Here is a 6,988-nt window from a genome sequence, read left to right on the forward strand (position 1 = left end):
GCGTGCGCGAAGCGACCCGTCGGCGCCGAGCAGAACAGCGCAAGGCAGGCTTCGAATCCGCCTACTGCGCCGAGACCGTGGCCGTCACCTACGAGGAAATGGGGCTTATCGAGACCGAGAAGCGGTCGAATTGGTTTGATCCTGGCCGGTTTTGGAGCGGTGACAGGCTACCGTTGATCGCGCCGTACGGGCTGGGCAGCGAAATCGCAGTCTTGGCGGACTGATCGCCTCACGACCCGAACTCGGCCCGCGCGTCGTCGGTGACCAGAGTGAAGAGGTTGCCGTCAGGATCGCGGTCGAGACGAATGCCATGGGCCCGATGCCAGGTACCTCCTATGACAAGAATGTCAGAGCGGCATCCAGACCTTGTCGTTCCAGAACCCCCAGGCACGAGCGGTCATGTTCCACATCACCTGCGCTCCGGGCGCCCACGGCGGTGGGGGCGGTTGGGGCGGCGCCCAGGCCGGCGGAAGCCCCCAGGGCCCATTGCCCATCGCCCCGCCCTGACCGGCGGCCCGCTGCCAGTCGTGGCACTGATGCCAGTCCCAGTCGTAGATGGTCCCCCAGCCCGCATCCCACGGCTGGCCCGGACACCAGTGAAAAGCCGGCGCTGCGTGAGCGGTCCCGTTGGCCGGCAGGGCCGCTCCCAGCACGGCCAGCGCCAAGACCCACGCCAGTCGCTTTATCGTCGCCATCTCCCAGAGTGTGCCCTAATGGCACTCAGAGCATGTGCTAAACCGCGCGCCGCGCGGGCGGCGGGACCCAGGCCTGAAGTGCCCGGCGACCGATCAACTGACAGTTGTGGGTGAAAGCCAGCTTTTTGGCCGCGTCGGTGAATTCCTGATTGCTGATGACGATGCTTTTCGTGCAGTCGTGGTGACGCGCCCCCGCGACCACCTGCTGGACCGCCGCGACCCCGACGGGCTTGCCGAGCCGCTTGCATTGCACGGCCACCGCTCGGTCGTCGCGCCGGGCGATCAGGTCGACGCCGTAGTCGCCGCTGCCCGGGGTGAAGGTGACCTGCCAGCCGGCCCGCTCGAGGCGCGCTGCGACATATTCCTCGAAGTCCGTTCCGGCCATCGCGTCGATTGCTGCCATGCCGTCGCTCGGCCGACGCCGCTCGGCCGCCAGGACGACGGCGAGAACCAGACCCACAGCCGCGCCCGCCAAGCCGACCTTGACGCTGCGCCCGACGAGGCCCGCGAAGAGCCCGAAGTAGACCGGCAGGAACAGGTAGGTGATCTTCATCTCGGGCCGAGGATAGAGGCGCTCACCGACATTTGCGGGCAGGAAGCCGCTGATGCCCGCTTCGGCTTTGCCGACGTGCGGCGACCGAATTATCCAAGTCACGCGTCGCGCCAAGGTTCCCGCGCTACTCTTTGCCGATGATCGCGGGCGACAAGGCGCCTGACTTCACCCTGTACGACCACACCGGTCGGCCTAGAACACTGTCCGCGCTCCTTGCCGCAGGTCCGGTTGTGCTGTTCTTCTTCCCGCTGGCGTCCTCGCCGATTTGCACTGCGCAGGCCTGTCATTTCCGGGACCTGAGCGCCGAGTTCGCCAGAGCGGACGCCCAGCGGGTGGGGATCAGCACCGACACGGTCGACAGGCAGGCCCACTTCGCCCGACAGCGTTCGTTCGACTATCCGCTGCTCTCCGACGCAGACGGCGTGGTGTCCGAACTGTTCGGGGTGCGCCGAGGCAGGTTCGCCAGGCTGCGCAGAGCTGTCATGGCGAGCGATGCGCCTCGGCGTCGCCGGCACACTCGGCGCCGCGGCCTGCTGGCCCGGCTGCTGCCGGTCCGACGGACCACATTCATCATCGACGTCGACCGCACCGTGCTCAAGGTCATCGCCAACGAGGTGCGCGCATCGGTGCACGCCGACGCGGCGTTGCGGTTCTTGCAGAACCACGAGGCGCCTAGTCGGCCACCGATCGGGCAGCACGAGGCGGCCAGCGACTGGTTCACCGAACCGGAAGCCACCGACACACCGAGCTTGGTCCGGCCATTCACACTGGCGACGGGGCGTATCGACGCCGGGGTCGACGTGGCGCTCGATGCTCCGGTCGAAGCGCTCGACACGACGGCGATCACGCCACGCTGGCGGAAAAACGATGTCCGGGGCCAGATCCTGACATGGTCCGCGCACAGTCCGTCGGTCGCCGAGCTCGCGTCGCGGTTGTCGTTGCCGCTCGGCGCGACGCGGTTCCTGGTCGACGATCTGGCGACACAGGGCTATGTGCGGGTGCGGGCACCGCGCGGCGACTCGATGACGATCGATGAACGCCGCGACATGATCGACCGGACCCTGCGTGGCCTACGAGAACTCCGTGCCAGTTCCTGACCTTTAGACGTTGAACCGGAATTCGACGACGTCGCCGTCGGTCATCACGTAGTCCTTGCCCTCCATGCGGACCTTGCCCGCCGACTTGGCCGCGGCCATCGACCCGGCAGCGACCAAATCGTCGAAGGACACGATTTCGGCTTTGATGAAGCCCTTTTCGAAGTCGGTGTGGATCACCCCGGCCGCCTTGGGCGCGGTGTCGCCTTGGTGGATGGTCCACGCCCGCGACTCCTTGGGCCCGGCGGTCAGATAGGTCTGCAGCTTCAAGGTGTGAAAACCGGCCCGCGCCAACGCATCCAGACCGCGCTCGGTCTGTCCGATCGACTCGAGTAGCTCGGCGGCCGACTCCTCGTCGAGCTCTTGCAGCTCGCTCTCGATTTTCGCGTCGAGGAACACCGCGTCGGCGGGCGCGACCATCGCGCGTAGCTCGGCCTTGCGGGCGTCGTCGGTCAGCACCGACTCGTCGGAGTTGAACACGTAGAGAAACGGTTTGGTGGTCATCAGGTTCAGCTCACGCAGCAGTGACGCGTCGACACCGGCCGCGAACAGGGTCTTGCCACCGTCGAGAATCTCTTGCGCGGCGCCAGCAGCGTCGTATAACGGCTTGCGCTCCTTGTTGTTTCGGGCTTCCTTCGCCAGCCGCGGCACGGCCTTCTCCAGTGTCTGCATATCGGCGAGAATGAGCTCGGTCTCGATCACCTCGATGTCAGCGCTCGGATCGACCTTGCCGTCGACATGCACCACGTCGTCGTCGGCGAACACCCGCACCACCTGACAGATCGCGTCGCACTCGCGGATGTTGGCCAGGAACTTGTTGCCCAGGCCCGCGCCCTCGGAGGCGCCCTTCACGATGCCGGCGATGTCGACGAAGGTCACCGGCGCCGGCACGGTCTTCTCGGAGCCGAACATCTCGGCCAGCTTGTCCAGCCGCGGATCGGGCAGCGGGACCACGCCCTCGTTCGGCTCGATCGTCGCGAAGGGGTAGTTGGCGGCGACCACGTTGTTCCTGGTCAGCGCGTTGAAAAGGGTCGATTTGCCGACATTCGGCAGACCCACGATCCCAAGGCTGAGGCTCACAGGGACACAAGTCTAGGAGAGCCTGCAAGTTTGGCACGCCCGCGCATTACTAACGAGGTCGTTACGCGCCTTTCGGCGTCCAGCCGGTACGGTCGACATGTGTCAGAACAGCCGGCCCGGTCGGAGGTGGCCGCAGATCACCGCTCGATCGTCCCGTCGGTTCCCGGTGTGCCGTGGTGGGCCGCGGTGGCCATCGCGGTGACTGGTGTCGCCGCAGGCTTTGCGTTCGACGCCGGCTCCGGCAAGGAGCTGACCATTGTCTTCTCCGGTCTGTACGTGATGGGCTGCGTCGCGGCGGTGCTCGCCGTCCAGCAGGCCGGCGTCTTCACCGCGGTCATCCAGCCACCGCTGATCTTGTTCTGCGCGGTACCCGGTGCCTACTTCCTGTTCCACGGCGCCAAGTTCACCGGCGTCAAAGACCTCGTCATCAACTGTGGCTATCCGTTGATCGAGCGTTTCCCGCTGATGCTGTCGACCTCACTCGGCGTCCTGCTGGTGGGCCTGGTCCGGTGGTACCTCGGCATGGTCTCCTCGCGCGCGACCACCACTGACGTGGACGAGACCACCGGTAGCGAGGAGAAGCGAGTCGGGCTGGTCGAGCGGTTGACCGCACTGCTCCATCGCGACACCGCCGATGTCGAGCCGACCGAGAAGTCCGTCCGGCCCCGCGCCCGGCGGGAGCATTCCGTGGCGCGATCGAGCGCAGCCGACAGAAGGACCGGTCGACGTCCGGCGACCTCGACGCGCACCCGACGGCCGCGCCCACCGCTGGACGACGCCGAGCCGGCCCGCGATCGTGGACGCCGACGCCCGACACGCGACATGGACGCCGGTGAGCCACGGCGCCGCGCCAGGGCGCCGCGCGATCCGGAGTCGCGTGGCCGTTTGCCGCGCGAAGTGCGCCGTGACCCGCCGGCCGAGCCCTTTGACACTCCCCCGCCGCGACGCCGGTCCACGCCGAACGGCGCTGCCGCGACCCATCACCCGATCTCGCAGGTCCGGTACCGCACGACCGCCGGCGGAGAGCCGCCGTACGACGAACGCCCGCGGCGGCCGCGCAGGCCGTCGGCCGACCCCTGGGACTAGCGGCGCGCCGGCCTGATCTCCCGCGGCAGGGCGAACACCAGCGTCTCGTTGGCTGTTGTCACGGGCTGAACCACGTCGTAACCGTGCTCGGCCAACCGCTCCAGCACGCCACGCACCAGCACCTCGGGCACCGACGCACCGGATGTCACGCCGACCGTGCTGACGCCGTCCAGCCAAGCGGGATCGATGTCGTCGGCATAGTCGACCAGATGCGCGGCCGCCGATCCGGCGCCGAGCGCGACTTCGACCAACCGCACCGAGTTCGACGAGTTGCGTGAGCCGACGACGATCATCAGCTCACATTCGGGCGCCATCGCCTTGACCGCAACCTGACGGTTCTGGGTCGCGTAGCAGATGTCGTCGCTGGGCGGATCCTGCAGCTTCGGGAAGCGGGCCCGCAGTCGTTGCACGGTTTCCATCGTCTCGTCGACGGACAGCGTGGTCTGGGACAACCAGATCACCTTGTTCTCGTCGCGGACCGTCACGCCGTCGACAGCGCCCGGACCGTCGACCAACTGCACGTGGTCGGGCGCTTCACCAGCGGTGCCGATGACCTCCTCGTGGCCCTCGTGGCCGATCAGCAAGATGTCGTAGTCGTCGCGGGCGAATCGCTTGGCCTCGTTGTGCACCTTGGTCACCAGCGGGCAGGTCGCGTCGATGACCTTCAGCTGCCGCTCGGCGGCCGAGGCGTGCACGGTCGGCGCAACGCCGTGGGCGGAGAACACCACGATCGCACCCTCGGGCACCTCGTCGGTTTGGTCGACGAACACCGCGCCCGCCTTGGCCAGGGTCTCCACCACGTAGCGGTTGTGCACGATCTCGTGCCGGACGTAGACCGGCGGGCCGTGCTTTTCCAGCGCGCGCTCGACGGTCTCGACGGCGCGGTCGACGCCGGCGCAGTATCCCCGCGGCTCGGCCAGCAGCACCCGCTTTCCGGTCACCGGCTCGGACACACCAGCCGTCATCCCAATGTGTGGGCCCATGTTCACCGTCGGCGGCATGTCACCCAGGGTACTGGGCAGATTTCGCGCGCTCAGCTTGGAGTTGTCCGCCGGTTAAGGCAATCTTGACGGCATGGCTACTGCACCGTACGGGGTCCGGCTGCTGGTCGGCGCGGCCACGATGGCCGTCGAGGAGACGATCCGGCTGCCTAAAACCATCCTGATGTACCCGATGACGCTGGCCAGCACGGCCGCGCACGTCGTGATGCGATTCCAGCAGAACTTGGCTGAGCTGGTGATCAAGGGCGACGCCACCCTCGAGCAGATCTTCCCGCCCAAGGACGAGCAGCCCGAGTGGGCGACGTTCGACGAGGACCTGCTCGACACCGGAGCCGACGACGACCCGGCTGGCGTCGAGTCCCGCACCGGAGGCCGGTTCGCGCTCTACTCGTCCCCCGACGCGGCGGACACCGCCGCCGCGCGGCCCGCGTCCAAGCCGTCGGTCGCCGCGCCCGCGGTGGTCGAGGAGCTGGACTACGAGCAGCTGACGCTGGCGCAGCTGCGGGCCCGGCTGCAGTCCCTTGATGTCAACGAGCTGGAAGTGCTGCTGGCCTTCGAGGAGGCCACCAAGGGACGCGCTCCGTTCCAGACGCTGCTCGCCAACAGGATCACGCGCGCGACGGCGAAGTGACCGACAACTCCGCGGCGGCCCGGCCAGCCCGATCGGCCAATTCGGCCGAGAACCCCTTTCCGGTTCGCGCGGTCGCAACGCGGATCGCGGCCTGGATCGACAAACTCGGCGTGGTCTGGGTCGAGGGTCAGTTGACCCAGATCACTATTCGACCGGGTTCCCGGACCGTCTTCATGGTGTTGCGGGATCCGGCCGCCGACATGTCGCTGAGCGTGACCGCACCCCGCACCCTGGTCGACGGCGCGCCGGTCAAGCTGGTCGAGGGCGTGCAGGTCGTGGTGTGCGGTAGGCCGAACTTCTATACCGGCCGGGGCACTCTCACGTTGCGGTTGTCCGAAATTCGCGCGGTCGGCATCGGCGAACTGCTGGCTCGCATCGAGCGATTACGGCAGCTGCTGGCCGCCGAAGGTCTTTTTGATCCGCGACTGAAGCGGCCAATCCCGTTCCTGCCCAACATGATCGGACTGATCACCGGACGGGCCAGTGCGGCCGAACGCGATGTCACCACGGTGGCCGCCACCCGGTGGCCCGCGGTGCGGTTCGCGGTCCGCAACACCGCGGTCCAGGGGCCGAGCGCCGTCGCGCAGATCGTCAAGGCGTTGCGAGAGTTGGACTCTGCCACCGGCGTCGACGTCATCGTGCTGGCCCGCGGCGGTGGCAGCGTGGAAGACCTGCTGCCCTTTTCCGACGAGACGCTGTGCCGAGCGATCGCGGCGTGCCGCACACCGGTGGTCAGCGCGGTCGGTCACGAGCCCGACAACCCGCTCTGCGATCTGGTGGCCGACCTGCGCGCCGCCACACCGACCGACGCTGCCAAGAAGATCGTTCCCGACACCGCAGCCGAGCAA

The 6,988-nt window shown here is 67.7% G+C and carries 8 protein-coding genes and 1 pseudogene; 5 read left to right on the plus strand and 4 right to left on the minus strand.

Annotation, left to right across the window (positions count from 1 at the left end; translation table 11 throughout):
- Positions 1-224, plus strand: a pseudogene (locus AC2VOG_RS16925) (guanylate cyclase); the annotation flags it as partial.
- Between the two features lie 123 nt (positions 225-347).
- Here AC2VOG_RS16925 and AC2VOG_RS16930 read toward each other — a convergent pair.
- Together AC2VOG_RS16930 and AC2VOG_RS16935 are read right to left on the minus strand one after the other, a co-directional pair.
- Positions 348-695, minus strand: a complete 348-nt coding sequence (locus AC2VOG_RS16930; RefSeq protein ID WP_486941016.1) for an Mtp family mycobacterial-type pilin — start codon at positions 693-695, stop codon at positions 348-350.
- Between the two features lie 37 nt (positions 696-732).
- A complete protein-coding gene (locus AC2VOG_RS16935) occupies positions 733-1,350 on the minus strand; it encodes a restriction endonuclease (protein WP_486941017.1) in 618 nt (205 codons plus the stop codon).
- Positions 1,351-1,385: 35 nt separating this feature from the next.
- Between AC2VOG_RS16935 and AC2VOG_RS16940 the strand changes: the two genes are divergently transcribed.
- Complete coding sequence (locus AC2VOG_RS16940) at positions 1,386-2,345, plus strand: redoxin domain-containing protein (RefSeq protein WP_486941018.1); 960 nt, start codon at positions 1,386-1,388, stop codon at positions 2,343-2,345.
- 3 nt (positions 2,346-2,348) lie between these two features.
- Here AC2VOG_RS16940 and ychF read toward each other — a convergent pair whose 3' ends face one another.
- Positions 2,349-3,422, minus strand: coding sequence for a redox-regulated ATPase YchF (ychF, locus tag AC2VOG_RS16945; RefSeq protein WP_486941019.1), 1,074 nt, complete (start codon positions 3,420-3,422; stop codon positions 2,349-2,351).
- Positions 3,423-3,521: 99 nt separating this feature from the next.
- Between ychF and AC2VOG_RS16950 the strand changes: the two genes are divergently transcribed.
- The gene (locus AC2VOG_RS16950) at positions 3,522-4,508 is read left to right on the plus strand and encodes a DUF6542 domain-containing protein (RefSeq protein ID WP_486941020.1); all 987 of its coding nucleotides are present in this window, start codon (positions 3,522-3,524) and stop codon (positions 4,506-4,508) included.
- On the opposite strand, the gene AC2VOG_RS16955 is transcribed toward AC2VOG_RS16950, so the two are convergent.
- Positions 4,505-5,509, minus strand: coding sequence for a 4-hydroxy-3-methylbut-2-enyl diphosphate reductase (locus AC2VOG_RS16955; RefSeq protein WP_486941021.1), 1,005 nt, complete (start codon positions 5,507-5,509; stop codon positions 4,505-4,507). The two genes, AC2VOG_RS16950 and AC2VOG_RS16955, sit on opposite strands and share 4 nt — an antisense overlap.
- Positions 5,510-5,582: 73 nt before the next feature.
- Between AC2VOG_RS16955 and AC2VOG_RS16960 the strand changes: the two genes are divergently transcribed.
- Positions 5,583-6,140: a lipid droplet-associated protein gene (locus AC2VOG_RS16960; RefSeq protein WP_486941022.1), complete on the plus strand. Its 558-nt coding sequence runs from the start codon at positions 5,583-5,585 to the stop codon at positions 6,138-6,140.
- Positions 6,137-6,988, plus strand: an 852-nt coding sequence (xseA, locus tag AC2VOG_RS16965; RefSeq protein WP_486941023.1) for an exodeoxyribonuclease VII large subunit, incomplete at its 3' end; no start/stop codon positions are given. The genes AC2VOG_RS16960 and xseA, both read left to right, overlap by 4 nt.

The sequence above is a fragment of the Mycobacterium sp. TH-M11 genome, assembly GCF_057473725.1.